This is a genomic window from Devosia sp. 1635, from assembly GCF_013185955.1.
In the GTDB taxonomy this organism is placed as follows: Bacteria; Pseudomonadota; Alphaproteobacteria; order Rhizobiales; family Devosiaceae; genus Devosia.
Genome location: NZ_JABAOM010000003.1, coordinates 285,605 through 309,618 on the forward strand (window position 1 = coordinate 285,605; position 24,014 = coordinate 309,618).

The window sequence follows — 24,014 nt, forward strand, 5'->3', positions numbered from 1 at the left end:
CTGCCCCTTCCTGTCTTATTCGGCCGCAACAGCCGGCGCGCTGGCGGCGGCGGGCGTAATGGGCTCATCAACCCCGATGCGCTTGGGCTTGGCCCGCACCAGCTTCATGATGAACACAAACAACACCGGCACAAACAGCACGGCCAGCAGCGTGGCGGCGATCATGCCGCCCAGCACCGTCGTGCCGATAGCGTTTTGGCTCGAGGAGCTGGCGCCCGTGGCGATCGCCAGCGGTACCACGCCAAGGGTAAAGGCCAGCGAGGTCATGATGATCGGCCGGAACCGCAGATGGGCCGCCTCGATCGTGGCCTCCAGCAACGGCTTGCCCTCGGCCCAGCTATCCTTGGCGAACTCGATGATCAGGATCGCGTTCTTGGCGGAAAGGCCGATAATGGTGATGAGGCCCACGGTGAAATACACGTCGCTCGCCATGCCGCGCAGCATCACGGCAAGCACCGACCCGATCACCCCCAGCGGCACCACCAGCATCACCGACAGCGGGATCGACCAGCTCTCATAGAGTGCGGCCAGCAGCAGGAACACAAAGGCCACGGTCAGGGCCATGAGGAACATGCTTTGCGAGCCCGACTGGATTTCCTGAAGGGTCTGGCCCGTCCATTCAAAACCAAAGCCGGCCGGCAACTGGGCGGCAAGCCGCTCCATCTCGGCGATGGCAGCGCCCGAGGTAAAGCCCGGGGCCGCCGAGCCCGCGATGCGCACCGCCGGATAGCCATTATAGCCAACGATTTGCGCCGGCCCCAGCCGCCAATCGGCCTTGGCAAAGGTCGACAGCGGCACCATGCCCCCGTTGGAATTGCGCACGGTGAGGTTGAGCAGATCGCTCACATCCATGCGCTGCCCGGCATCGGCCTGCACCGTCACGCGCTGCATGCGCCCCGCATTGGGGAAATCGTTGACATAGGCCGACCCCAGATTGGTGGAGATGGTCGAGCTGATATCGGCAAAGCTCACGCCAAAGGTATTGGCCTTTTCACGATCCACGATCAAATTGATCTGCGCCGTGTTGGGCATGCCCTCGACGCGCAATCCCCGCAGCACCGGGCTTTGCGACGCCAGCCCCATAAGTTGCTGACCGGCGGCGGCAAGCGCCGCCTGTCCCTGCGATCCACGATCCTGCAGGCGGAAGGTGAACCCGTTGGAGGTCCCGAGCCCGGCAATGGGCGGGGGCGACAGCGCAAACGAGATGGAGTCGCGCAGGCCGAACAACTGGCCGTTGACCCGATTGGCGATGGCGTCGGCGGAGTTGTTTTCGTCGCGCTCCTTCCAGTCCTTGAGCGTGATGAAAGCCAGGCCCGCATTGTCGCCGGCGCCCGAAAAGCTGAAGCCGTTGATGGCGATAATGTCTTCCACCGCGTCTTCGGCGAGGAAAATGCCTTCCACCTGCTTGGTGATCTCGGCCATGCGGTTATTGCTGGCCCCTGGAGGCGCCTGCATGTCGGCGATCAAAAAGCCCTGGTCTTCACTGGGCAAAAACGAGGTGGGCAATTGCATATAGGCCCAGCCCAGCCCGACAATCAGCGCCAGGTAGATCACCATGAACCGGCCGGTGCGGCGCACCATCCAGCCCACGCCCTTGGAATAACCGCCCGTTGCGCGATTAAAGGTGCGGTTGAACCAGCCAAAGGGTCCGCGTTTTTCGTGGTGGCCCGGCTTGATCGGCTTGAGCAGCGTCGCGCACAGCGCCGGGGTGAGCGACAAGGCCAGAATGCCCGAAAAGACGATCGAGATCACCATGGTCAGGCTGAACTGCTGGTAGATCACGCCCACCGCGCCTGACGTAAACGCCAGCGGCACGAACACGGCCGACAGCACCAGCGTGATGCCGATAATGGCACCCGAGATCTGCTTCATCGCCTTGCGCGTGGCCTGGAGGGGCGGCAGCCCTTCCTCGGCCATGATGCGCTCGACATTTTCCACCACGACGATCGCGTCGTCCACGAGAATGCCGATGGCGAGCACCATGGCAAACATCGTCAGCACATTGATGGAAAAGCCCGCCGCCAGCATCACCGCGCAGGTGCCCGCCAGCGCCACCGGCACCACCAGGGTCGGGATCAGCGTGTAGCGGAAGCTTTGCAGGAAAATGAACATCACCACAAAGACCAGCGCCATGGCCTCGATCAGGGTGTGGATCACCTTCTCGATCGAGACTTCCACAAAGGGCGCGGTGTTGTAGGGAATGCGGTATTCGACCCCCGGCGGGAAGAACTGGGCGAGCTCCTCCATCTTGTGTTCCACCGCTTCGGCGGTCGCCATGGCATTGCCGCTGGGGGCCAACTGCACGGCAAAGGCCGCCGCCTGCTGGCCGTTGATACGGGTGGAAAAGCCATAGCTTTCCGCCCCGATCTCGATCCGCGCCACATCGCGCAGCCGCACCGAGGAGCCATCAGGATTGGCGCGCAACACGATCGAGCCAAAAGCCTCGGGCGTCGATAATTGCCCGCTCACCAGGACGCTGGCGGAAATCTGCTGCGTCAGCGGATTGGGCTGCGCCCCGATCCGGCCGGCGGCCACCTGGGCGTTCTGGCTGGCAATCGCCGCGGTCACATCGGCCGAGGTCAGGTTCAACCCCAGCATCTTGTCGGGGTCGAGCCAAACGCGCATGGCGCGCTGCGAGGCAAACACCTGCGCCCGGCCAACGCCTTCGATGCGGGCGATTTCGCTGGTCACATTGCGGCTGAGATAATCGCCCAGCCCCACGGCATCCATCTTGCCGTCGGTGGACACGAGCGCCACCATCATCAAAAAGCCCGAACTGGCTTCCTGCACCTGCACGCCCAGCCGGGTCACGATCTGGGGCAGCCGGGATTCCACCCGCCGCACCGCGTTCTGCACGTCAATCGACGCGTTGGCCAGCTCGGTGCCGGTCTCGAAAGTGGCATTGATCGTGATCATGCCCGACGCATCGGACGTCGATTCAAAATAGATCAGCCCCTCGACGCCGTTGAGCTCGTCCTCGAGCGGGCGCGTTACGCTCTGGTAGATTTCCTCGGGCGAAGCGCCGGGATAGGTGGCGTAAACCGAGACTTGGGGCGGCGCCACATTGGGATATTGCGCCACTGGCAGATTGGGGATGGCGAGCACGCCGGCCACCACGATGAAAATCGCGACGACCCAGGCGAAAACCGGCCGCTCAATAAAAAACCCAGCCATATCAGTCCTCAGTTCGCCTTGGCGGCGTCAGCCACCGGCGCTTGCCATTCTTGCGGATTGACCGTCGCGCCCGGCCCGATCTTCTGGAAACCCTCCACTACGACCTTGTCGCCGACCTCAAGACCCTGCGCGATGAGGTAGCGGTTGCCCAGCGAGCGGCCGACCTGCACCACCCGCAGTTGCGCAACATTGTCTTCGCCCACCACGTAAACCTGCGAATTGCCACCGGCATCGCGCAGCAGCGATTGCTGCGGCACGGTGATCGCGTCCTGGTCAAAGGCCTGCTCGATCAGCACCCGCACATAAAGCCCCGGCAGCAGGTCGCCATCGGGATTGGGAATTTCGGCCCGCATCGTGACCTGGCCGGTGCTGGCATCGACAGCCGCTTCCTGGAACAGCAGCTTGCCCTCATGGGGATATTGGCTGCCATCATCGAGCTTGAGCGTGACCCTGGCTGCGTCCTCGCCGGCGCTGACCAGCGTGCCATCTTCCAGCGCGCGGCGCAGGGCGATGAGTTCGCCCGAGGACTGGGTGAAATCGGCATAAACCGGGTCGAACTGCTGAATGGTCGCGAGGCTCTCGGGGCTGTTCGCCGTGACCAGCGCCCCTTCGGTGATCAAGGCCCGCCCGATGCGCCCGCTGATCGGCGCCCGCACTTCGGTATATTCCAGGTTGAGGCGCGCCCCCGCCAGATTGGCTTCGGCCGCCGCCACATTGGCATTGGCCTGCGCCAGGGCAGCCGTTGCGCTTTCCAGCACCTGCTGGCTGGCCACATTTCGCTCGCGCAGCGTATTTTGCCGCTCGGCCTGCTGGCTCGCCTGCAACTGCCCCGCCTTGGCGCTGGCCAGGTTGGCCTCGGCACTCGCGACCTGCACCGCAAAGCTGGCCGGATCGATGCGGTACAGCACATCGCCCCGCTCCACCTGGCTGCCCTGCTCGAACACCCGCTCCACCACGATGCCCGACACCCGCGGCCGCACCTCGGCGATCCGGGTGGGCACGATGCGGCCCGGCAACTCGTTGACCAGCGCCACCCGCTCGGGCTTGACCGTCAAAACGCTCACCCCGGCCGGCGGCATCGCCGGTGGAGCCGCCGCTTCAGATTGTCCATCAGCATCGCTGCAAGCGGCAAGAACGGCTACCAGCCCGATGGCCAAGGCGGCCCCGGATACGCGTTTCACAAAGTTCACGGGAGTTGTAGTCCTGGTTGGTCAGAAGATGGTGGTGGGTTCAGTGGGGGTCGAGATCGTCCAGCTGCGCCAGCTTGCCGATCTCGGCGAGCAGCTCCTGCCGCTCGCCATCGGGCCAGCTATGGGTGCCAAACCATTCGAGCGAGCGCATGCCCTCAAGCGCGAGGAATGCCAGCCGCGCGCCCGCCGTGGCGCCGGGGGCTGAAACCGCCTGGATCTCGCGTTCATAGTGTTCGCTGATGACCTTGGTGAGCTCCAGATCATTGGTCAGCGAGGCGCAAAGATTGCGCGCCACGGCTCGCTGTTCTTGCGGCAGGGCGGCCATTGTCAGTTCCACATGGGCGGCAATGCGCCCTGAGGCGCCCTGGACCGGCTGATCCAGTTCGGCTTGGTCGAGCATGCGCTGCCATTCGTTGAAACGGCGTTTGACAATGAGGCGGATCAGGTCCTGCTTGCTGCCGCAATCGCGCACGACGCTGCCCTTGCTGATCCCCGCCTCCACCGCGACGTCCTCAAGGGTGAAATTGGCCGCGCCATTCTGGGCGATGACGCGCTCGGCCGCGTCGAGGATGGTGTTTTCCTCGATAGTCCTGTGGCGCGCCATGACCAACCCCGATTAATTCCTGAACAGTCAGCTATTATTGCTGGCGGACCCTGTCAAGCGTAGCGCCGCGCGGTTGGTTACCGCGGGCAAAGCAGCGCCACACCACCCCGCTACGCCACCCAGCTCGCACCCGCATTCGCTACGGCGCTTGATTTCCGTCAGCCGCGCCGCTCGCCCTATTGCTAGAAATGAACTGCAATTGGCGTGGTCCGGCCGCTTCCGGCCGTCCTCACCGCGAGCGGAACACGGGAGCTTGGGGTGCAATCGAGGGGGTGGGGCACAGCTGTCATTTTAGCCGTTGCCCTCCCCGGCTGCGCCCGCGTCCCTCACGCCCCATCCGTGCCCATATTCGGCTCCTATTTTCCCGCCTGGGTGATCTGCGCCGTAGCCGGCATCATCATTGCGGTGGTCGTGCGCGCCCTCTTCATTCTTCTCCACATTGATCAAAACCTGCCCGCCCCGCCCCTGGTTTATCTCTGCTTGTCGATCAGCGCCGGCATCGGCTGCTGGCTCCTCTGGTCGGGATATCTGTGATGCTGGCAAAGATCTTCGGCAGATTGGTAGGCTATGCCATCTTCATCCTCACCGCCGGGATGATTTATCTGGCCTGGAGCGAGGGCGCCGCCAATCCAAGCTCGGATTTCGCCGAGATCGATGCGCCCCTCGTGCAGATTTCCCCCAATGTGCCGGGCCGCATCATCGAGATCCCGGTCAGCAACAACGCCGCCGTCAGCAAAGGCGATACCCTGTTCCAGATCGATCCGGAGCCTTACCGGTTGCGACTTGAACAAGCCCAGGCCGAGCTGCGCGCCACTCAATCCGAACTCGCCCAGGGCGAGCGCAACATTTCGGCCGAACAAGCCAATGCCGATGTCACCCAAAAACAGATCGAACGCGCCCAGTACAATTCGGACCTCGCCAAGCAGACCCTTGACCGGCTCGAGCCCCTGCTCAAGCGCGGCTTTGTCACGGCCCAGCAGGTCGATGAAGCCCGCACCGCCTACAACGATTCCCTGGTGAGCCTCGAGCAGGCACTTCAGCAATCCCAAGGCGCCACCGAGGTGATCGGCACGGTGGAAACGCGGCAAGCCCAGGTCGAAACCGCCACCGCCACCGTGGCCCTGGCGGAACGGGACCTCGCCAACACCACCGTGCGCGCGCCCATCGACGGCATCATCTCGGGCCTCACCATGGCGCCGGGCGAATATGTGCTGACCGGCGTGCCCGCCTTTGCCATGATCGACACCTCCAAATGGGAAGCGGTGGCGTTTTTCCGCGAAACCGAACTGCCCAATATCTCCCTCGGCGATGAGGCCGATGTCTACATCATGGCCGATGCCGAGTTGAGTGTGCGCGCCACGGTCACGGCGATCGGTTGGGGCGTCCGCTCCACCGATGAAACCACCATTCTGGGGCTACCCGTGCTGGCCAATTCACTCAACTGGGTAAAGGTGGCCAAGCGTTTCCCGGTTTATCTGGAAATGCATGAGCCACCCTCCTCACTGCTGCGCGTCGGGGCGTCGGCAGTTGTCGTCGTGGACAGACCTTCGGATCGCCGCGATGCTCCCCGTCAGCCCTAGGCCCAAGCTTCGCGACGTCTTGATCGAAGAACTGCGCCCCCATCAAGGGCGGCTTGGCGCGTCCCTGCGCACCGCGCTCTGCTGCGTGATCGTCGTGGTGCTCTCCATGAGCCAACAGGTGCCCGAAGCGGCCTTGTCCTGCTATCTCGTGTTCTTTGCCAGCCGCAACAATGCTGCCAGCGGCATCGTCATTGCCTTGGCCCTCATCATGGCCGCAAGCGTCGGCATCGCGCTCGGCGTCCTGGTGCTCGACATCGCGGCCGACGAACCCATGGTGCGCCTCGCGCTCGTTGCGGCCTTCACCTTTGGCGGCATGTATTTCTCCGTCGCCACCTCCGCCGGCTCCATTGCTGCCACGGTCGGTTTCGTCTTCGCTTTTGTGCTCACCCTTAACGATTTCGTACCCATTCCGGGCCTGCTGGTCCGCGGGCTGAGCTGGATGTGGGTTGTGGTGTTCTTCCCCATGGCGACCCTGGTTCTGGTCAACGCCCTGATCGGTCCCAATCCCAACACCATGACGCGCCACGCCATTGGCAAGCGCCTGCGCACCGGCGCCAGGGCGCTGCGCGGCGAGGCCGGGGCGGGCGCTGCGGCCCTGGCTCTCCTGTCCGAAGAGCCCGAGGAAGGCGATGAACTGGCTTCCCCCATCCAGCTGGCCGCCCTGCTCGGCTATGCCAGCAGGGGTGAAGCCGCGCGCCTTGGTGCGACCCTTCCCGCCAGCGAAACCCTGCTCCTCGCCACGCTCGATGCGCCCCGCGATCCCGCGCTCGCCGCCGATCTCGAGCGCCTCGCGGTCCTGATCGAAGAACGAGCCCCCCACCGGGGCGGCTGGCAACCCAGGGCCTCCTCCCCCGCAACCCAGCCGCTGGCCGAAGCTGCCGACCGGCTGGCGGACCTCTGGAGCGGTCGCACGCCCCTGCCCCCCGGCCCGGGACCCAGCCTCGAGCTAACGGCCGACACCTTCACCAACCCCGCCTATCTGCACTTCGCCCTCAAGACGACGCTCGCAGTCTTTATCACCTACGCCATCTACACCGCCCGTGACTGGTTTGAAGTGCATACCGCCATGATCACCTGCTTCTACGTGGCGCTCGGCACCACCGGCGAAACCCTCCACAAAGCCACCCTGCGCATCATCGGCTGCCTCATTGGCGCCGCCATGGGCGTCGGCAGCATCCTCTTTCTCATGCCGCACATGACCGATATCGGCCAGCTCATGCTGCTGGTGGGCGTCTGCAGCTTCATTGCCGCCTGGGTCGCCAATGGTTCGAGCCTCATTCAATATGCCGGCTGGCAGATGGCGCTGGCCTTTTTTCTCTGCACCCTGCACGGCTTTGGCCCCTCGCTCGATATCGGGGTCGCCACCAACCGGGTGCTCGGCATCCTGATCGGCAATGTCGTGGTGGCCATTGTTTTTCTGTCCTTCTGGCCCACCAGCGTTGCCGGCGTCATCGCCGGCCATCTCTCGCACGCCCTCCAAAGCCTCGCCACGGCTCTCCGGCACCCTTATCCCGGCGCGGCCGAACCCGCCACCGAGATCGCCGAAGCCCACCGCCTCACCCTGATCTCGGTGTTCGAGCCCGAATGGCTGCGCCTCAGCTCGCCCGTCCTGCCCCATGTGGCCGCCATCCTCGGAGCCAGCCAGCACGCCGTGCCCGAGATCGCGCGCTTGCAGCTGCTGCGCCAGACCGGGCGCTTCCTGCATGGCGCCCCCCGCAGTGTCAAAGCAGCAACGCTGGCGCAGGAAGCGTCCGTGGGCGGGTTTTTAAAGACTGCCGCCGATGCTATCCTCGAGCCTGCCCCGGAGGCCCGGACCATGCTCGACCAGTCGTTGCATCAAGCCTTCCAGTCGCTGCATCGCCTCGAGCGGCTGGAGCGCAAGGCGCCTCGCCGGGCCCGCTGGCGCGTCGACCTGGAGGGCGCCATCCACTCCTATCAGAACTTGCTGCTCGGTTTTGCTCGAACGCTCGAGGCGATCTAATGCTTGTGCACCGGCTCCCCCACGTCCTGGCTGTTCTGCTGATGGGGGTGGGGCTGGCCAGCTGCTCCCCCTCCTCCCTCAATCTCGCGCCTGCCAGCGCCACCACGCCTTATAATGGCGTTGCGGGCATGCCGGCGCTGGACAAGGGCACCCGGAACTTCGCCGCCGCGCCCGACCCCAACATGCCCATCGTGGTGACGACGCCCACGCTCAATTCCTCCACCACCTATAGCCTGCCCCAGCTCATTAACATTGCCCAGCTCGCCAGCCCCACCACCCGCGCCGCCTGGCAGCGGGCGCGCGAAGCGGCTGCCGCCACCGGGGTCGCGGAAGCCACCTATCTGCCCGTGCTGTCGGCCGATGTTTTAGCCGGCTTTGCCGCCACCTCCACTACCGCCCCGGGCCTGCAAACCGAGATCCTCGACGTCCCCATCGACATCCCCAACGGCACCATCACCACTTCGGGCGTGCAAGTGGTGCCCGCGCTCGCCATCGAATGGCTCCTGTTCGACTTCGGCTCGCGCGACGCAGCGCTGGCCAGCGCGCAACAGCTGTCCTTTGCCGCCAATCTCGGCTTCACCCTCGCCCACCAGAAGCTGATCTACGATGTCAGCAACGCTTATTACCAATACAACGCCGCCAGGGCGCAGACGCGGATCAATCGCGAAGCCCTCGACAATGTCAAAGTTGTCCTAGCCGCCGCCGAGGCCAAGCTGAAACAGGGCCTCGCCACCACAATGGAGGTCGCTCAGGCCAAGCAGCAGGTGGCCCAGGCCGAGTTCGACCTCACCCAGGCCGTCGGCCAGGAGCGGAGCACGCAATCCATGTTGCTGGGGGCCATGGGCGTGTCGCCCCTCACCAACATCAAGGTGCAGGACATCAGCAACAAGCCGCTGCCGAGCAAGCTGCCCGCCAATCTTGACCGGCTGATCATCGCGTCGCTACAGCGCCGCCCCGATGTCCAGGCAGCCTTTGCCCAGATGAAAGCCAGCGAACAGGGCATCCTCGCCGCCCAGGCCAATTTCATGCCCAAAGTGGCGCTGACGGGCAATCTCAGCGCCGTTCTCGGCAGCTATTCGGTCGATGACAGCCGCTTTGATGCCGATGCCTCGCTCACCGTCGCCCAACCCAATGCGGCCGTGCTGCTGGGCCTCAGCCTGCCCATCTTTGATGGCGGCCTTCGCGACTCCCAACTCCAATCGGCGCAAGCCAATGCCGCCGCTTCCGCAGCAGATTTCAACCGCCTGCAAAGCACCGCCGCCCAGGAGATCGTTGTCGCCTATGACGTGCTGCGCACCAGCCTTTCGGGCTATGCCGCCGCAACTCAGCTCGTCAACGCCGCCCGCACCAACAACGACGCCGCGGTGGAATATTACAGCACTGGCATCGGCACCCTGCCCGAAACCAGCGTGTCCCAGGCGGGGCTGCTCAAGGCGCAATATGCCCAGGCCCAGGCGCGCAGCAATGCGTTTTCCGCCGCCGCGGCCCTCGCCTTTGCCACGGGAACCTTGACCAGCGCGCATGGTCTTTAACGCCGGCGGTGCTCGCTGCCCCGCCTGACGGCGGCCGCTAAAATAAACGACGATTACTCATGCTGTGCCCAAGCAACCGGCAAGACTATTTCCCGTTTATCGGAACGTCCCCGCGGGGCCACCGTTGCTTCTGCTTGGCTAACACAAGGAGTGCCAAGCATGTTCATGCGCGTCGATCGCCTCATAACCGAGCTGCCGCCCCCCAAAAAGCAGGATCCCAATGCTGCGGCCGCACTGCAGGAACTGCTGGGTGGCAAATATGGCGAAATGTCCACCCTCGGGAACTACATGTTCCAAAGCTTCAACTTCCGCAGCAAGGACAAGCTGCGCCCCTTTTATAGCCTTGTCGCCTCGATCACCGCCGAAGAACTCGCCCATGTGGAGCTCGTGAGCAATGGCGTGGCCATGCTCAACAACGGCCCCGAAAAGCCGGGCGGCGATGCCGGCCCTGGTGGCGATATTTCCAAGTCGCCCTTCGAGGCCATGCAGGATATCCGCCTTGCGGCGGCGTTCCTTTCCAATGGCGGTGGCGCCACGCCGGTCAACTCCAATGGCGTTAGCTGGAACAATGATTTCATCACCACCACCGGCAATCTGATCTTTGATCTCTTGCACAATTTCCATCTCGAATGCGGCGCGCGCCTCCACAAGCTGCGCGTATACGAGACCCTGAGCGCTGACGACGCCACGGGCCGGGAAGTGTGCGGCTATCTACTGGTGCGCGGTTCGGTGCACGCTCATTCCTATGCGCTGGCGCTCAAGAAGCTCACCGGCGTCGAGATCGAAAAGATGCTGCCAACGCCTAATATCCCGTTGGCCAAGATCCCGGAATGCCAGAAATACCTGGACGAAGGCTCACATCGCCGCCTCTACACCTGGAGCCAGAACGACTACAAGGACATCTCGGGCATCTGGTCCAATGACGAAGTCGCCCTGCCCGGCGATCCTCCCGGCCCGCTTGAGGTCGTTGAAGGCATGCCCAATGGCGGCAAGATGCAGCAGCTCCAGGGCGTCCCATCGGCTTTCACCCCCGACTATGCCCCCGAGGAATTCTACGAAATCGCCGCCAAGCTCTACCAGGCTTCGCGCTGATCCCATCGGGGCGGCTTCGGCCGCCCCGCTCCCCGCCACTCAGCCATTGAGTATCTTGGCCATGGATTGGCCGATCTGCCCGCCGGCATAAGCATCGCCGTAATCGGCCCGCGCCTTTTCCGCCAGCGCGGCCAGACTGGGCTCCGCCGCCACCCGCCGCGACAGCGCCAACGTCCGCGGCGCCGTCTCTGCCAACAGCGCCTCGATCCGGCTGAACCGGTCCGCTACCGTGGTCCAGAGCGTTGCCGTGATCACATCGGCAATCCCCGGCCCCGCCTCTCCCAGCAGAAAGCCGGCATCCTCGGTCAGGCCATGGCGGCTGCCCAGTTCCTCCCACAGCGTCATCCACTTGGCAAAGCGCGGCACATGCTCCTTCCAGCGCGCTTCGTTCCACATCTCCATGCCCCCTTGCAGGGTCAGCTCGTCGATCACGTCATTGGCGTCGTTGACCACTTTCATGGTCAGGGCGCGCAGTTCGGCCGTCGGCGGCATTAGCCCGAGCGTTTCCCCGAGATAAAGAACAATTGCGGGCATCTGCGACACGGCAAACCCATTGCCATTGTCGATCAACACCGGCGGGCCCATGAACGGCACCGGCATGGCGCTGACCGGCCCCCCCATCAGCCCCGCAATCGCGCCATCATCGGTTTCTGTCCAGCTCTTGCCGGCAAAGGCCAGCACTGCTCGCACGAACTGGCCGCGAAACGGCACCGACCAGTATAGGAGCTCATAATCGGCCACGATCCCTCTCCTCATGCTTGGGAAGGAACCAACGAAGCCGTGCCCGGCGGCGTTCCCGTTTGACCGGTCGCCCCTAGAACTTGCCCGACTTGATGAAATCCACAAAAGCGCGCAGCGGCGCTGGCACCAGCCGACGGCCGGGATAATATAAAAACGGCCCGCTAAAGCTCGACCACCATGGCTCCAGCACCGGCACCAATTCGCCCCGCTCGAAATGGGGCCGCAACCAATCCTCGAACAGCGCGACGATGCCCATGCCCGCAATCGCAGTATCGATCGCCAGCTCCATCGCTGCCCCGGCCTGCACGATCAGCGGACCCTTGGGCTCGATGCTGACCCGCTCCCCATCGCGCTCGAAATCCCAGGCAAACAGCGCCCCACTCGGAAATCGGCCCTGGAAACAGGCATGTTCGAGCAACTCGCGCGGATGGCCGGGCGTGCCCCGTTGCGCGAGATAAGCCGGCGCGGCTCCCAGGCTAAACCGCTGCACCCGCGGCCCGATCGGCACCGCGATCATGTCCTGAGCCAGCTTTTCCTCATAGCGGATGCCGGCATCGCACCCGGTTGCCAGAAGGTCCACAAAGCTTTCATCGGCCACGATCTCGACCCGGATCTCGGGATAGGCTGCCAGAAACGGGGGGATGATGGCGGGCAGCACCGTGCGGGTGGCGCTGACCGGCACATTGAGCCGCAGCGTGCCCATCGGGCGCTCGCGATGCACGTTGACCACGTCTACCGCCAGCGCAATCTCCTGCAGCGCGGGCGCAAGCCGCGCCAGCAGGTCGCGCCCCGCTTCGGTGGGTCCGACGCTGCGGGTGGTGCGATTGAGCAGCCGCACGCCCATTTGCGTTTCGAGGCGCCGCACCGCGTCGCTCAGCCCCGAAGGGCTGCGGCCCAGCTCCCGCGCCGCATCACGAAAGCCTCCGGCGCGCGCCACTACCGCAAAGGCACTGAGGTCATTGAGGTCGAAATCCACTGTTCGCCCTTCCGCACAGCCCGTGCGGATTGTGGGGCGTTATCACGCCAATCGGCAAGCCCTATCTTGGTGCGACAACTGGAGAATGATCATGTCCACAATCGAAACCGCCGGCACCTATCCCCTTGCCGACCGTCCCGTAAAGCGCCTCGGCTATGGCGCCATGCAACTCGCCGGCCCGCATGTATTCGGCCCCCCGCGTGATCCCGACGCCGCCCGGGCCGTTCTGCGCGAAGCCATTGCGGCCGGGGTCAACCACATCGACACCAGCGACTTCTATGGCCCCCATGTCACCAACCAGCTGATCCGGGAGGCGCTCGTGCCCTACCCTGCCGACCTCGTCATCACCACCAAGATCGGCGCGGTGCGCGGCGACGACGCCTCCTGGTTGCCGGCATTCTCGGCCACCGACCTCGCCCAGGCGGTGGACGACAACCGGCGCAATCTCGGGCTCGATGTGCTCGACGTGGTCAATTTGCGCATCATGTTCGGCATGGGCCCGACTGAAGGCTCGATCGAAGCCCCGCTCACCGCTCTGCTCGAGCTGCAAAGCCGTGGCCTCGTGCGGCATGTCGGGCTGAGCAATGTCACCGCGGCCCAGGTTGCCGAAGGGCGCCAGCTCGCGTCCATTGTTTGCGTGCAGAACCAGTACAATCTCGCCCATCGCGAGGATGATGCGCTGATCGACGAGCTCGCCGCCGCTGGGATCGCTTATGTGCCGTTCTTTCCGCTAGGCGGCATTTCCCCGCTACAGTCGGCGACCCTCTCGAACGTGGCGGAGCGCCTCGGCGCCACCCCGATGCAGGTGGCCCTCGCCTGGCTGCTCCGCCGCTCACCCAATATCCTGCTGATCCCCGGCACGTCCTCGGTGGCCCATCTCCGGGAAAATCTCGCCGCCGCGCAGCTGCAGCTCTTTGATGCTGACATGGAGGAACTCAACAGCATCGCCGCTCCCGCTGCAGCGTCGTAACCGGTTTTGCAGCCTTGGCCGGCCATGCGCTCCTTCAACGCAGGGCCGGCCGGCAGGGCCCTAGCGCAGCGGGTTCTCACGCCGCCAGGCCTCGTATTCTTCCTGGGCATCGGGATGGAGCGGGTAATAACGCTGCAGCGATTCCCCGGCCATCAGCTTCATGCGCGAAAATTCCTCCCATTCGGCATGCTTCTGGCCGTCCTCGATCACCTGCTGGGCCATCGACACCGGCACCACCACCGCGCCATCGTCATCGGCCACGATGATATCGCCCGGCACCACGGTCACCCCGCCACAGGCAATGGTGACATTGACCGCATAGGGGTAGATATCGGTCTGCACATGGTAGTTGGGCGACCAGCCCTTGAGCCAGAGCGCGAGGTCGAGCTTTTCCACATTGGGCCGATCGCGCATCACCCCGTCGATGATGATGCCCGCGCCCCCGCGGCCCTTGAAATAGGTGGACATCATGTCCCCGAAAATGCCCGAGCGCATGTCGCCGCGCGCATCCACCACCACCACATCGCCATCCTGCACATGATAGAGCACATGCCGGTGCAGCTGCGTTTCGGGATCGGCATATTCGCCTTCGCTAAAGAGGTCGGGCCGCTGCGGCAGGCATTGCAGCGTCAGCGCCGGCCCGCAGATCACCTTGCCCTTTGTCTGGGGCAAGATGCCGGTCATATGCGGGTTGCGGAACCCCATATGCCCCAGCGTGCCGGCAATGGTCGCCGCGCCCAGCCCGCGCAAGCCCTCGGTCAATTCCTTTGCCGGCCGTTGTATCTCGGCGCCACTCGTCATTCGTCTTTCCTCCACTTTGGCCGGCCGCCTACCAATTGGTCACCGAACCATCTCGGCGCCGCAGATGCGGCGCTTCCCAGAACTCAAAACTCTGCCGCGCCAGGAGGTCTTCATTGACCTCCACTCCCAGCCCCGGCGCATCGCTGACCCGGTAAACCGCGCCCTCCAGCTGCGGCTGCACCGGAAAGAAGTCGGCGTTGTTAAAGCCCAGCCCGCGTTCGGGCTCCCGCGTCTCGAGCCAGGCGAAATTGGGCACGGCCGCCGCGAAGTGCACGGTCGCGGCTGTGCAGACCGGCCCCAGCGGGTTATGCGGCATCAGGTCGACATAATGGGCCTCGCTCCAGCCAGCGACCTTCATCGCCTCGGTCAGCCCACCGACATTGCACACATCGAGCCGATTAAACTGGTGAATGCCCCGCTCGATATAGGGCAGGAACTGCCACTTGCTGGAAAACTCCTCGCCAATGGCAAAGGGAATATCGGTCATCCCGCGCAGCGATTGGTAGGCTTCGGGCGTCTCGTCGCGAATGGGCTCCTCGAGAAAATCGAGCACGCCCTTGTCGAGCTTGTTGCAAAAGCTCGCTGCCTCCGCGACCGACAAGCGGTGGTGATAATCGATCCCCAGCACCACGGCGTCGCCCAAGGCCTCGCGCGCCCGGTTGAGCAGGCGCGCCGTGCTGGCAATGGACTCGCGCGGCTCAAAGATGTCGCGGCTGTCTTGCCCGATGGGGAAGAACCGGATCGCGTCGAACCCCATTTCCATCAGCTCAACGGCCCGCTCGATCGCGCCCTCCCCGGCACTGTCGCCGGTGGAGGCGAAAGTGGGGATCACGTCGCGCTGCTTGCCCCCCAGCAACTGGTAGACCGGCACGCCCAGCGCCTTGCCCTTGATGTCATGGAGCGCAATGTCGATGGCCGAGATCGCGGCCTGCAACACGCGCCCGCCCTCGAAATACTGGCTGCGATACATTTCCTGCCAGATCCGGCCGATCTGCATCGCGTCCTGCCCGATGAGGAACTCGCGGTAATGCTCGACGGCCCCGGCCACCGCCTTTTCGCGCCCGGTGAGGCCACTTTCGCCCCAGCCAAAGATCCCCCCATCGGTTTCGATCTTGAGCAGGAACTGGTTGCGGATGCCCACGCGCACGGCAAAGGGCGTAATGGCAGTGATCTTGAGCTGGAACGGCATGAGCAGGGGTAATCCGGATTATGCCGAGCGCAGCGCCATTTCGGTTTGCCCATCGAACAGATGCATGCGCTCCTGGTCGAATTCGAGCCAGACCTGCTCGTCGGGCGCGACCTGCACCGTGGGTGGCAGGCTGATATTGACGATCGAGCTCGCGACGAACGCCTGCACAAAGGTGATGTCGCCGGTGGGCTCCACCGTATAAACCCGCGCCGGCACCGCCCCGTCCACCGCCGATTTGTGCAGCCGGATGGTCGAGTGCCGCGCCCCCAGCACCACTTTGCGCGAACTGGCGCCCGCGACCTTGCGCGCATTGGCCTCCGAAAGCGGCATGTGCCAGCCCTCGGCGCTGGTCAGCACCGTTTGCCCATTGGCACTGCTCGCTTCGAGCGGCACCAGACTCATGGCCGGGCTGCCGATAAAGCTCGCGACGAACATGTTGACCGGGTGGGCAAAGACCTGCGCCGGCGTATCATATTGCTGCAGCAGCCCCCCGTTCATCACCGCCATCTTGTCGGCCATGGTCACGGCTTCGAGCTGGTCATGGGTCACATAAATGATGGTCGCCCCCAGATCCTGGTGGAAGCGCTTGATTTCCGAGCGCATCTGCACGCGCAGCTTGGCATCGAGATTGGAGAGCGGCTCGTCCATCAGGAACACCGCCGGGTCGCGCACCAGCGCCCGCCCCAGCGCCACGCGCTGCTGCTGCCCGCCCGAGAGTTCGCGCGGCTTGCGCTCGAGCAGATGGGTGATGTCGAGCACCTTGGCCGCCGCATTGACCTTGGCCTCGATCTCGGCCTTGGGGAGCTTTCTCATCTGCAGGGGGAAGGCGAGGTTCTGGAACACGCTTTTTTGCGGATACAGCGCATAGTTCTGGAACACCATGGCGATGTCCCGGTCCTTGGGGTCGAGATCGTTGACCACCCGGTCCCCGATGACGATGTCCCCCGAGGTGATCGGAATCAGCCCCGCCACGAGATTGAGCGTCGTCGTCTTGCCGCAACCGGACGGGCCGACCAGGGCAACGAACTCGCCATCATTAACTGTCAGGGACACGTCCTTGGCCGCATAAATCGAGCCATAGGTCTTGACGAGATCCTTGAGAACCACCTGAGCCATGGGGCAACTTTCTAGTGTTTGACCGCGCCTTCGGTGAGCGCACGCACGAAATATTTCTGGAGCACGAGGAACAGCACCACCACCGGCACGCTCATCATGAAGCTTGCCGCCATCAGGCCCGGGAAATCGGTGGTGTTTTCCGAAAAGAACCGCTGGATGCCGACGGGCAGGGTCAGCTGGTCGTTCCGGGTAAGGAAGGTCGCGGCATAGATGTATTCGTTCCACGCCCCGATAAAGGAATAGATCGCGGTGGCGATAATCCCCGGCGCCGAAAGAGGCATGACGATGAGGAGGAACGCCTGGAAGCGCGTGGCCCCATCGATCCGCGCCGCCTGCTCGAGTTGGACGGGGATGTTGTCGTAAAATCCCTTGAGCAGCCAGATCGCCAGCGGCAGCCCGAAGGTCAGGTAAGTCAGGATCAGCGAGCCATGGGTGTTCACCAGCCCCAGCACCCGCATCAGGATGAAGAGGGGCACGAGGAAAATCACCGCCGGGAACATGTTGCGCAGCAGCACCGCGAAAAACAGGAATTTTCGCCCGGGAAAGCTGAAGCGCGAGAAGGCATAAGCCGCGGGCACCGCCACCACCACCGCCATGATCGTGGTGCAGACCGAAACAAAGAGGCTATTCCAGAAAAAGCGCAGGAAATCCTGGCCCACGCTGTTTTGCGGATCGAGCAGCTTTTGGTAGCTCGCCAGCGTCGGCTCGCTCGGCCACCATTGCGGCGGGAACTGCATGGCGGCAAAGCCCGATTTGATCGAGGTCAGCAGCATCCAGATCATGGGCAGTGCGGTGTAAACCAGCATGAAGCCGAGAAAGATGCGCCCCGCCCAGCGCCAGCCATCGATCCTCTTGCGCCCACGCCGGGCGGTAATTGCGGTGCGGCCGGATGAGGCAGCGGTTGGGGTGATGCTGGTCACGCGCCGTGCTCCTTTTTCTCGTTGCCGCTGAGCGCGCGGACATAGAAGTAGCCCAGCGCCATCAGGATGATGAACAGCAGCACCGAATAAGCCGAAGCCACGCCCCAGCGCTGCCGCCCGAAGGCCAGCTCATAGATGTGGGTGATCCAGATATGGGAGGCGTTGGATGGCCCGCCGCCGGTCATGATCCAGGGGATAATGAAGGAATTGAAGTTCGCCACTGCCAGCAGCAGGATGGTGACCGTCGATACCCCGCTCAGATAGGGAAAGGTCACGTGCCAGAACCGCTGCCAGGTCGAGGCGCCATCGACCTTGGCGGCGCGCAGCAACTGCTCGGGCACGGTCTGCAGCCCAGCCATGATCATGATCATGGCAAAGGGGAACTCGCGCCAGATATTGACCACGATCAGCGAGGGCAAGACGGTGTGGACATTGTCGATGAAATTGGGCTGCCGGTCCACCAGCCCCATCTGCACCATCACGGCGCCCAGGATGCCGAAATCGGAATGGTACATCCACTTCCAGATATAGGATGCGGCCACCGCGCTGATCACCCACGGAATGATGAGGATCGCGCGCAGCACGGCGCGGCCGGCAAAATCACGGTGCAGCGCCAGCGCCGCGGCATAGCCCAGCACAAAGGCAATGAGCGTCGAGGCAAAGGTCCAGATCACCGTGTTGAGCGTGACGCGCCAGAACACATTGCTTGAGAGGATCGTGGCGTAGTTCTCGAGCCCGACAAAGTTCTTGTCGCGCAGCTGCAGGCCGGGGGGCGTTTCAAAGAACGACAGGTCGATCGTGTAGTAGATGGGATAGGCGATGACGATCAGCATGACGATGATCGCGGGCAGCACATAAAGATAGTCGGCCCGGCTGGACCATATCTGCTGCAACACACTGGGGCGAACAATGCGCGCCTGGGCAGGGGCGCTAGCAAACCCGATCTGCGTGGTCATTGTGGCTCTCGTGGTGAGAGAAAAACTAACCGGCAGCGGCGCAGGGCTGCCGCCGGTCGCGTCTTCTGTGCCGGCTGGGCCTAGAGTCCGCCGCCGCCCGTCAGGTCGCGCACCTTTTGCGCCGCGTCATCCGCCGCTTCATCGACCGTCATCGCCCCGGTCAGTGCGTTTTGCAGCATGTCGGGAATGATGATGTTCATGATTTCGGGCGTCACTGGCAGCGCCGGGAACGGCACGCCATAGGGCAGCATGGCGGTGGTCACATCGAGGAACTCGATGTTTTCAAGCCGCTCCTTCATCCAGCTGGTCTTGAAGCCATTGAGATTGCCCGGATTGGAGCCGGCATAAGCCATTTTGAGCGACCATTCGGGGCTGGTCCAAAAGCAGGTCATCGCCTTGGCGGCTGCCTCGTCCACGACGCCGCCATCCACATATTCGGGCTTGAGAATGTGGATATTGGAGCCGCCGAACACCACGGCGCGCCGCCCGTCGGGGCCGGTGGGAATTAGGCCATAGCGCATATTGTCGATGACGGTCTGCGCCTTTTCCTTGTCGGCGCCCGTGGCCTTGGCCTGCAGGTCCAGCATCACGTCGTAGTCGGAGGGGTGCGACACCATCATCGCCACCTGGCCGGCCAGGAACAACGGCTGGTTGTCCGCCTGCTGGTTGGTCAGCGCCGAAACCGGCACCGATTTGTCGCGCACATACATGTCATAGGAAGCCTGCAGCGCCGCCTTGCTTTCCGGGCTGTCGAGGCGAACTTCTTCGTAGGTCGGGTTCGGATCGGCTTCGTCGAACACGCCCCCGCCATAAGCCCAAAGCTGGGGCATGAAGCGATAAGGGGTATTGCCGGCATTCTTGCGCGCCACGAGCCCATAGCCGGCAATGCCCAGCGTATCGTGGATCTGCTTGGAATAGGCGACCACCTCGTCCCAGGTTGCCGGTGGCTTTTCCGGATCAAGGCCCGCGCGCTCGAAAATGTCGGCGTTCCAGATAAAGCCCATCGTCTCGTTATTGGTGGGAATGCCGTAAGTCTTGCCTTCCCACATCACCGACTTCATGGCGCCCGGCCAGAAATCTTCGCTCTTCCAGCCCACATCCTCGGGGCTGAGCTCCTGCAGATACCCCTTGGAGGCAAATTCCACCCCGCCCAGGATCTGCAGGCGCACCATCATCGGGCCGGCATTACCCAGAAGCGCGGTGCGGAACTTGTCGAGCAGGTCGTTATAGGTCAGCGCCTGTTCCTGGAGCTCGATATTGGGATAGGTTTCCCGGAAGGCGACAAAGAAGTCCTTGTAGTACTGGCGCAGCAGATCGGGATCACCCTCGAACACGCCCTGGTACCAGAAGGTCAGCTTACCTTGGTAATCGAGCGGGGTGACGGCCCCGCACTGCTCGGCCGTGTCGAACTCCTCGGTGCCCGCGATCGAGCGCACATATTCCGGCGACCACTGGCTGATATCGACACTTTGCGCGAGCACGGAAGTGCTCATCATCGTCGACACAGCGAGCGCAGTTATTGCTGCGCCATGCACAAGGGCACGGCCCAAACTGGGCTTCCTCATCTCGTCCTCCTGTCATCCGCTGGGCTCGGCGCAGCGGGCTCCCTTGGCGATCGGACAGCGGGCTTGTGCCTCTTCTGTCTCGCGCCACCTCAGGCAGGTTTGCAGACAATAAATTATGTGTCAACGGGCTAAAATTGCACATTATCCGCAAGATTTGTTGTACGATCCCGGCCCGTCTTGGCTAGGCTTGGCCCTGCCGCAACGACGCCAACCCATGGAAGTGACGGGACTATCAATGAACGACTACAAGGCGCAGCCGCCCGCAGGCATGGAGCCCAGCGGCGCGACTCCAGCCGGTGATTCGGTTTACCAGCAGATCCGGGACGACATCATTTCGGGACGCCTTGTGGCCAACGAACGCCTGGTGGTGGCCGAACTGGCGCAGCGCCATAACACCTCCGCCAACCCCATCCGCGAAGCCCTGCAGATGCTGCGTGGCGAGGGCTTTGTCATCATTTCCCCCAATCGCGGCGCCCGGGTGCGCCCGATCGACCAGGATTTCGTGCGCGACATCTACGAGATCGGCGTCTTGATCGAGCCCGCACTCACCCGCTGGTTCGTGGGCATGGCGACGAGCCAGGATATCGCGCAACTCGAAGCGGTGCAGGACGAGATCGAGGCTAACAATTTTGCCGATCCGCTGCGCCACAGCGAACTCGATACCCGCTTTCACACCATCATGTATGAGCGCCACTACAACCGCCATGCCGCCGAGCTCTGGTGGAAGCACCGCGAAGTGCTGCGCGCCGTCAGCCGCCGCTTCAATTTCACCCTGACCCGGCGGGCCCAGGTGCTGCGCGAGCATCGCGAGCTGATCGCACTGATCAAGGCAGGCGATGCCGATGGGTCGGCCGCACTCGTGGCCCAGCATGTCGAGGGCTCGGGCCGCCATATTCTGGAACATATGCGTGCCGCCGAAACGGCACGGGCGAGTTAGCGCCGCATCTGCACAGCAATCGGCGCCTTGGGGAGGAAGGCAATGAAGATAACTGGCGTCAAACCTTGGCTGATCAAGTCAGCCGCATCCTATTGGGGCGAGTTCCTCTTTGTGGAGGTGACCACCGACGAGGGCGTGTCGGGTTGGGGGGAGATAACCACCACCACCTATGTTGCCAACCGGGCGCTTTGCGTCATGCTGACCCAGATCAGCAAGATCATCGAAGGCGACAACCCCGCCCACATCGAACGCATCTGGCACAAGATCTTCCGCAATTTCACCTATATGGGCAGCCGCGGCGCCGCGGTGGAATGCACCAGCGCCATCGACATCGCCCTGTGGGACATCCGCGGCAAGGTCTTGGGCCAGCCGATCTACGAACTCCTCGGCGGTCCGGTGCGCGAGGACATTCTCCTTTACACCCACCCCGACCAGCGCAAATTCACCAGCCCGGAAGCCGTCGCCCAGGAAATCCGCGACATCGTTGCTTCCGGACACACCGCGCTCAAATTCGACCCCTTCCCCCAGCAGGGACCGGTGCTGGCCAACGGCATCGCGCGCGAACAGTTCGAGGGCTATCTCGATGGCACGATGACGCGCAAGGATGAGCGGGAAGCGGCCGAACTGACCGAACTCATCCGCCAGACCGCCGGGCCCGACATCGAAATCCTCATCGATGCGCATGGCCGCTTTGACGTGCCCACCGCCATTCGCCTTTGCCGCACACTCGAGGAAGCCGGCGATATCGACTGGTTCGAAGAGCCCGTGCCGCCCGAAAGCTTCAACGCCCTCCAGCAGGTGCGCGAGAAGGTTAATTGCCCCATTTCCTGGGGCGAGCGCGGCCACACCAAATGGGATTTCGTGCCCATCCTCGAAAACCAGCTCGCCGACTACATCATGCCCGACGTCACCTGGACCGGCGGCATCACCGAGCTCAAGAAGATCTCGGCGCTCTGCGAAGCCTATTACATCCCCGTTTCGCCCCATGATGCGGCCGGGCCCATCAACGTGGTGGCGGGCGCGCAGGTGATGATGACCGTGCCCAATTTCTACCGGCTCGAAACCTCGGAATGGAATTTGAGCAAATACGACCACCTGATCGACAAGCCGCTCGACAACTCGAACGGCTCGCTCAAGCTCAACCGGGCCCCCGGGCTCGGCATCGAAATGAACCGGGCTTATCTGGAGGAAAACCTGGTGGACCTCGCCTGAAGGCGGGAACGGGCGCGTGGAGGCGCCCCAATGGAAAAGGGAGGAATTGACCCATGAACGAGATCAACACCAATGAGTTGATCCAAGGCAATGTGCGCACCAGCTCAAGTCCGAGCGATCTGCGCATCACCGATATCCGCGTCGCCGAAATCGTGGGGGCGCCGTTCATCAGCGCGCTCCTCAAGATCTACACCAATCAGGGCATTGTCGGCTTTGGCGAAGTGCGCGACGGCGCCAGCGCCACCTATGCGCTGATGCTCAAGAGCCGGCTGCTCGGCGAAAACCCGCTTGACGTCGATCGCCTGTTCCGCCGCATCAAACAGTTCGGCGGCCACGGCCGGCAGGGCGGCGGCGTTTCGGCCATCGAGATCGCCCTCTGGGACATTGCCGGCAAGGCCTATGGCGTGCCCATCTACCAGATGCTGGGCGGCAAGTTCCGCGAAAAGGTGCGCATGTATTGCGACACCGATGCCAGCGTCGCCAGCGGCACCGAAACCGGCAAGCGGTTGAAGGAACGCATGGCGCTGGGTTTCACCTTCCTCAAGATGGACCTGGGGCTGATGCAGGTCGTCGACACCCCCGGCTCCGTCGTGGCGCCCGCGGGCTCCCTTGAGGGCTATCGCATCCATCCGCCCCGCGGCCACGGCAAGACGCTCGAGGATCGGCGCGCCCGCAATGCGGTCTACGACACCCACAATGTGCGCCATCCCTTTACCGGGCTCAACTTCACCGAGCGCGGGCTCGACCAGCTCGAGCAATATATCCACGAAGTGCGCGAGGTGATCGGCTACGAGATCCCGCTCGCCATCGACCATGTCGGCCATATCTCGCTGCAAAGCGGCATCCGGCTCGCTCGCCGCATCGAGAAATACGCCCCGGCCTGGCTCGAGGACGTGATCCCCTGGCAATATACCGAGCAGTATCGCGAGCTGCAGCAGGCCACGACCGTGCCGATCTGCACCGGCGAGGACATCTATCTGCGCGAGGGTTTCGAGCCGCTGCTGGGTTCGGGCATTTCGGTGATCCACCCCGATCTGCTCACTTCGGGCGGAATTCTCGAAACCAAGAAGATCGGCGACGCCGCCCAGGAGCAGGGCATCGCCATGGCCATCCACATGGCCGAAAGCCCCATCGCCTGCATGGCCGCCGCCCATGTCGCCATCGCCACCGAAAACTTCATGGCGCTCGAATACCATTCGGTCGAGGTCGACTGGTGGGACGACATCGTCACCGGCCTGCCCAAGCCCCTGGTGCAGAACGGCTTCATCACCGTGCCCGACAAGCCGGGCCTGGGGATCGACGACATCGTCGACGAGGTGATCGCCGAGCACCTGCAGGACGGCGTCAAGGGCATCTGGCTGCCCACCGACCAGTGGGACGACGACTATTCCTGGGACCGGACCTGGAGCTAGGCGTTTTCCCCGCAGGGGAAAATCGCCCGGCCTCTTCGCGCAGCGAAGATGGCCCCAGCCTTTCCC

At 63.6% G+C, this 24,014-nt stretch carries 20 protein-coding genes; 9 read left to right on the forward strand and 11 right to left on the reverse strand.

From position 1 onward, the window contains the following. Positions 1-15: 15 nt before the first annotated feature. Genes HRU92_RS13660 through HRU92_RS13670 form a run of 3 tightly spaced genes read right to left on the reverse strand, consistent with a single transcriptional unit; the run spans position 16 to position 4,968 of the window. Positions 16-3,174 carry an efflux RND transporter permease subunit gene (locus HRU92_RS13660; RefSeq protein ID WP_172121601.1) on the reverse strand — a complete coding sequence of 1,053 codons (3,159 nt, stop codon included), beginning with the start codon at positions 3,172-3,174 and terminating at the stop codon, positions 16-18. Positions 3,175-3,182: 8 nt separating this feature from the next. Beyond that, positions 3,183-4,364 carry an efflux RND transporter periplasmic adaptor subunit gene (locus HRU92_RS13665; protein ID WP_164854919.1) on the reverse strand — a complete coding sequence of 394 codons (1,182 nt, stop codon included), beginning with the start codon at positions 4,362-4,364 and terminating at the stop codon, positions 3,183-3,185. Positions 4,365-4,404: 40 nt separating this feature from the next. Continuing rightward, positions 4,405-4,968, reverse strand: coding sequence for a TetR/AcrR family transcriptional regulator (locus HRU92_RS13670; RefSeq protein ID WP_127754854.1), 564 nt, complete (start codon positions 4,966-4,968; stop codon positions 4,405-4,407). Between the two features lie 339 nt (positions 4,969-5,307). Between HRU92_RS13670 and HRU92_RS13675 the strand changes: the two genes are divergently transcribed. From HRU92_RS13675 to HRU92_RS13695, 5 genes are all read left to right on the forward strand, one after another. Continuing rightward, positions 5,308-5,502 (forward strand): YtcA family lipoprotein, encoded by a 195-nt coding sequence (locus HRU92_RS13675; protein ID WP_349236651.1) that lies wholly within the window; start codon positions 5,308-5,310, stop codon positions 5,500-5,502. After that, a complete protein-coding gene (gene mdtN / locus HRU92_RS13680; RefSeq protein ID WP_172121602.1) occupies positions 5,502-6,548 on the forward strand; it encodes a multidrug transporter subunit MdtN in 1,047 nt (348 codons plus the stop codon). The genes HRU92_RS13675 and mdtN overlap by 1 nt, the downstream gene beginning before the upstream one ends. Continuing rightward, positions 6,529-8,529 (forward strand): FUSC family protein, encoded by a 2,001-nt coding sequence (locus HRU92_RS13685; protein WP_172121603.1) that lies wholly within the window; start codon positions 6,529-6,531, stop codon positions 8,527-8,529. Before mdtN ends, HRU92_RS13685 begins: the two co-directional genes overlap by 20 nt. After that, positions 8,529-10,061, forward strand: a complete 1,533-nt coding sequence (locus tag HRU92_RS13690) for a TolC family protein (RefSeq protein WP_172121604.1) — start codon at positions 8,529-8,531, stop codon at positions 10,059-10,061. Before HRU92_RS13685 ends, HRU92_RS13690 begins: the two co-directional genes overlap by 1 nt. 159 nt (positions 10,062-10,220) lie before the next feature. After that, entirely contained in the window at positions 10,221-11,153 is a 933-nt protein-coding gene (locus HRU92_RS13695) for a manganese catalase family protein (RefSeq protein ID WP_127754859.1), read from the forward strand. 39 nt (positions 11,154-11,192) lie between these two features. Here HRU92_RS13695 and HRU92_RS13700 read toward each other — a convergent pair whose 3' ends face one another. Together HRU92_RS13700 and HRU92_RS13705 are read right to left on the reverse strand one after the other, a co-directional pair. After that, a complete protein-coding gene (locus HRU92_RS13700; protein WP_172121605.1) occupies positions 11,193-11,894 on the reverse strand; it encodes a glutathione S-transferase in 702 nt (233 codons plus the stop codon). A 73-nt stretch (positions 11,895-11,967) separates the two neighbouring features. Continuing rightward, on the reverse strand, positions 11,968-12,870 hold the full coding sequence (locus tag HRU92_RS13705) for a LysR family transcriptional regulator (protein ID WP_172121606.1): 903 nt from the start codon (positions 12,868-12,870) through the stop codon (positions 11,968-11,970). A 91-nt stretch (positions 12,871-12,961) separates the two neighbouring features. On the opposite strand from HRU92_RS13705, the gene HRU92_RS13710 reads away from it, so the two are divergent. Next, positions 12,962-13,840: an aldo/keto reductase family oxidoreductase gene (locus HRU92_RS13710; protein ID WP_172121607.1), complete on the forward strand. Its 879-nt coding sequence runs from the start codon at positions 12,962-12,964 to the stop codon at positions 13,838-13,840. Positions 13,841-13,900: 60 nt separating this feature from the next. On the opposite strand, the gene HRU92_RS13715 is transcribed toward HRU92_RS13710, so the two are convergent. The 6 genes from HRU92_RS13715 to HRU92_RS13740 all read right to left on the reverse strand — a co-directional run bounded on the left by HRU92_RS13715 (position 13,901) and on the right by HRU92_RS13740 (position 20,387). Beyond that, positions 13,901-14,641: a ribonuclease activity regulator RraA gene (locus HRU92_RS13715; RefSeq protein WP_172121608.1), complete on the reverse strand. Its 741-nt coding sequence runs from the start codon at positions 14,639-14,641 to the stop codon at positions 13,901-13,903. A 28-nt stretch (positions 14,642-14,669) separates the two neighbouring features. Continuing rightward, positions 14,670-15,830 carry a mandelate racemase/muconate lactonizing enzyme family protein gene (locus HRU92_RS13720; RefSeq protein ID WP_127754864.1) on the reverse strand — a complete coding sequence of 387 codons (1,161 nt, stop codon included), beginning with the start codon at positions 15,828-15,830 and terminating at the stop codon, positions 14,670-14,672. Positions 15,831-15,848: 18 nt separating this feature from the next. Beyond that, positions 15,849-16,946 (reverse strand): ABC transporter ATP-binding protein, encoded by a 1,098-nt coding sequence (locus tag HRU92_RS13725; RefSeq protein WP_172121609.1) that lies wholly within the window; start codon positions 16,944-16,946, stop codon positions 15,849-15,851. 11 nt (positions 16,947-16,957) lie between these two features. Further along, positions 16,958-17,752 (reverse strand): carbohydrate ABC transporter permease, encoded by a 795-nt coding sequence (locus HRU92_RS13730; RefSeq protein ID WP_210258578.1) that lies wholly within the window; start codon positions 17,750-17,752, stop codon positions 16,958-16,960. A 110-nt stretch (positions 17,753-17,862) separates the two neighbouring features. Next, positions 17,863-18,822 carry a sugar ABC transporter permease gene (locus HRU92_RS13735; protein ID WP_172121610.1) on the reverse strand — a complete coding sequence of 320 codons (960 nt, stop codon included), beginning with the start codon at positions 18,820-18,822 and terminating at the stop codon, positions 17,863-17,865. A gap of 80 nt (positions 18,823-18,902) precedes the next feature. After that, a complete protein-coding gene (locus tag HRU92_RS13740; protein WP_127754867.1) occupies positions 18,903-20,387 on the reverse strand; it encodes a sugar ABC transporter substrate-binding protein in 1,485 nt (494 codons plus the stop codon). Between the two features lie 235 nt (positions 20,388-20,622). Between HRU92_RS13740 and HRU92_RS13745 the strand changes: the two genes are divergently transcribed. From HRU92_RS13745 to HRU92_RS13755, 3 genes are read left to right on the forward strand one after another with little or no spacing between them, the layout of a single operon-like run. Next, a complete protein-coding gene (locus HRU92_RS13745) occupies positions 20,623-21,324 on the forward strand; it encodes a GntR family transcriptional regulator (RefSeq protein ID WP_172121611.1) in 702 nt (233 codons plus the stop codon). A 42-nt stretch (positions 21,325-21,366) separates the two neighbouring features. Continuing rightward, positions 21,367-22,536 (forward strand): mandelate racemase/muconate lactonizing enzyme family protein, encoded by a 1,170-nt coding sequence (locus HRU92_RS13750; RefSeq protein ID WP_172121612.1) that lies wholly within the window; start codon positions 21,367-21,369, stop codon positions 22,534-22,536. A gap of 53 nt (positions 22,537-22,589) precedes the next feature. After that, on the forward strand, positions 22,590-23,948 hold the full coding sequence (locus HRU92_RS13755) for a mandelate racemase/muconate lactonizing enzyme family protein (protein WP_172121613.1): 1,359 nt from the start codon (positions 22,590-22,592) through the stop codon (positions 23,946-23,948). Positions 23,949-24,014: the final 66 nt, after the last annotated feature.

Excerpts from the sequence above, each read along its gene's own strand:
- HRU92_RS13690 (WP_172121604.1), top strand. The coding sequence starts at position 8,529 with ATGCTTGTGCACCGGCTCCCCCACGTCCTGGCTGTTCTGCTGATGGGG.
- HRU92_RS13745 (WP_172121611.1), top strand. The coding sequence starts at position 20,623 with ATGAACGACTACAAGGCGCAGCCGCCCGCAGGCATGGAGCCCAGCGGC.
- mdtN (WP_172121602.1), top strand. The coding sequence starts at position 5,502 with ATGCTGGCAAAGATCTTCGGCAGATTGGTAGGCTATGCCATCTTCATC.
- HRU92_RS13725 (WP_172121609.1), bottom strand. The coding sequence starts at position 16,946 with ATGGCTCAGGTGGTTCTCAAGGATCTCGTCAAGACCTATGGCTCGATT.
- HRU92_RS13740 (WP_127754867.1), bottom strand. The coding sequence starts at position 20,387 with ATGAGGAAGCCCAGTTTGGGCCGTGCCCTTGTGCATGGCGCAGCAATA.
- HRU92_RS13710 (WP_172121607.1), top strand. The coding sequence starts at position 12,962 with ATGTCCACAATCGAAACCGCCGGCACCTATCCCCTTGCCGACCGTCCC.
- HRU92_RS13685 (WP_172121603.1), top strand. The coding sequence starts at position 6,529 with ATGCTCCCCGTCAGCCCTAGGCCCAAGCTTCGCGACGTCTTGATCGAA.
- HRU92_RS13755 (WP_172121613.1), top strand. The coding sequence starts at position 22,590 with ATGAACGAGATCAACACCAATGAGTTGATCCAAGGCAATGTGCGCACC.
- HRU92_RS13715 (WP_172121608.1), bottom strand. The coding sequence starts at position 14,641 with ATGACGAGTGGCGCCGAGATACAACGGCCGGCAAAGGAATTGACCGAG.
- HRU92_RS13730 (WP_210258578.1), bottom strand. The coding sequence starts at position 17,752 with ATGCTGGTTTACACCGCACTGCCCATGATCTGGATGCTGCTGACCTCG.
- HRU92_RS13750 (WP_172121612.1), top strand. The coding sequence starts at position 21,367 with ATGAAGATAACTGGCGTCAAACCTTGGCTGATCAAGTCAGCCGCATCC.
- HRU92_RS13660 (WP_172121601.1), bottom strand. The coding sequence starts at position 3,174 with ATGGCTGGGTTTTTTATTGAGCGGCCGGTTTTCGCCTGGGTCGTCGCG.
- HRU92_RS13695 (WP_127754859.1), top strand. The coding sequence starts at position 10,221 with ATGTTCATGCGCGTCGATCGCCTCATAACCGAGCTGCCGCCCCCCAAA.
- HRU92_RS13720 (WP_127754864.1), bottom strand. The coding sequence starts at position 15,830 with ATGCCGTTCCAGCTCAAGATCACTGCCATTACGCCCTTTGCCGTGCGC.
- HRU92_RS13735 (WP_172121610.1), bottom strand. The coding sequence starts at position 18,822 with ATGACCACGCAGATCGGGTTTGCTAGCGCCCCTGCCCAGGCGCGCATT.
- HRU92_RS13670 (WP_127754854.1), bottom strand. The coding sequence starts at position 4,968 with ATGGCGCGCCACAGGACTATCGAGGAAAACACCATCCTCGACGCGGCC.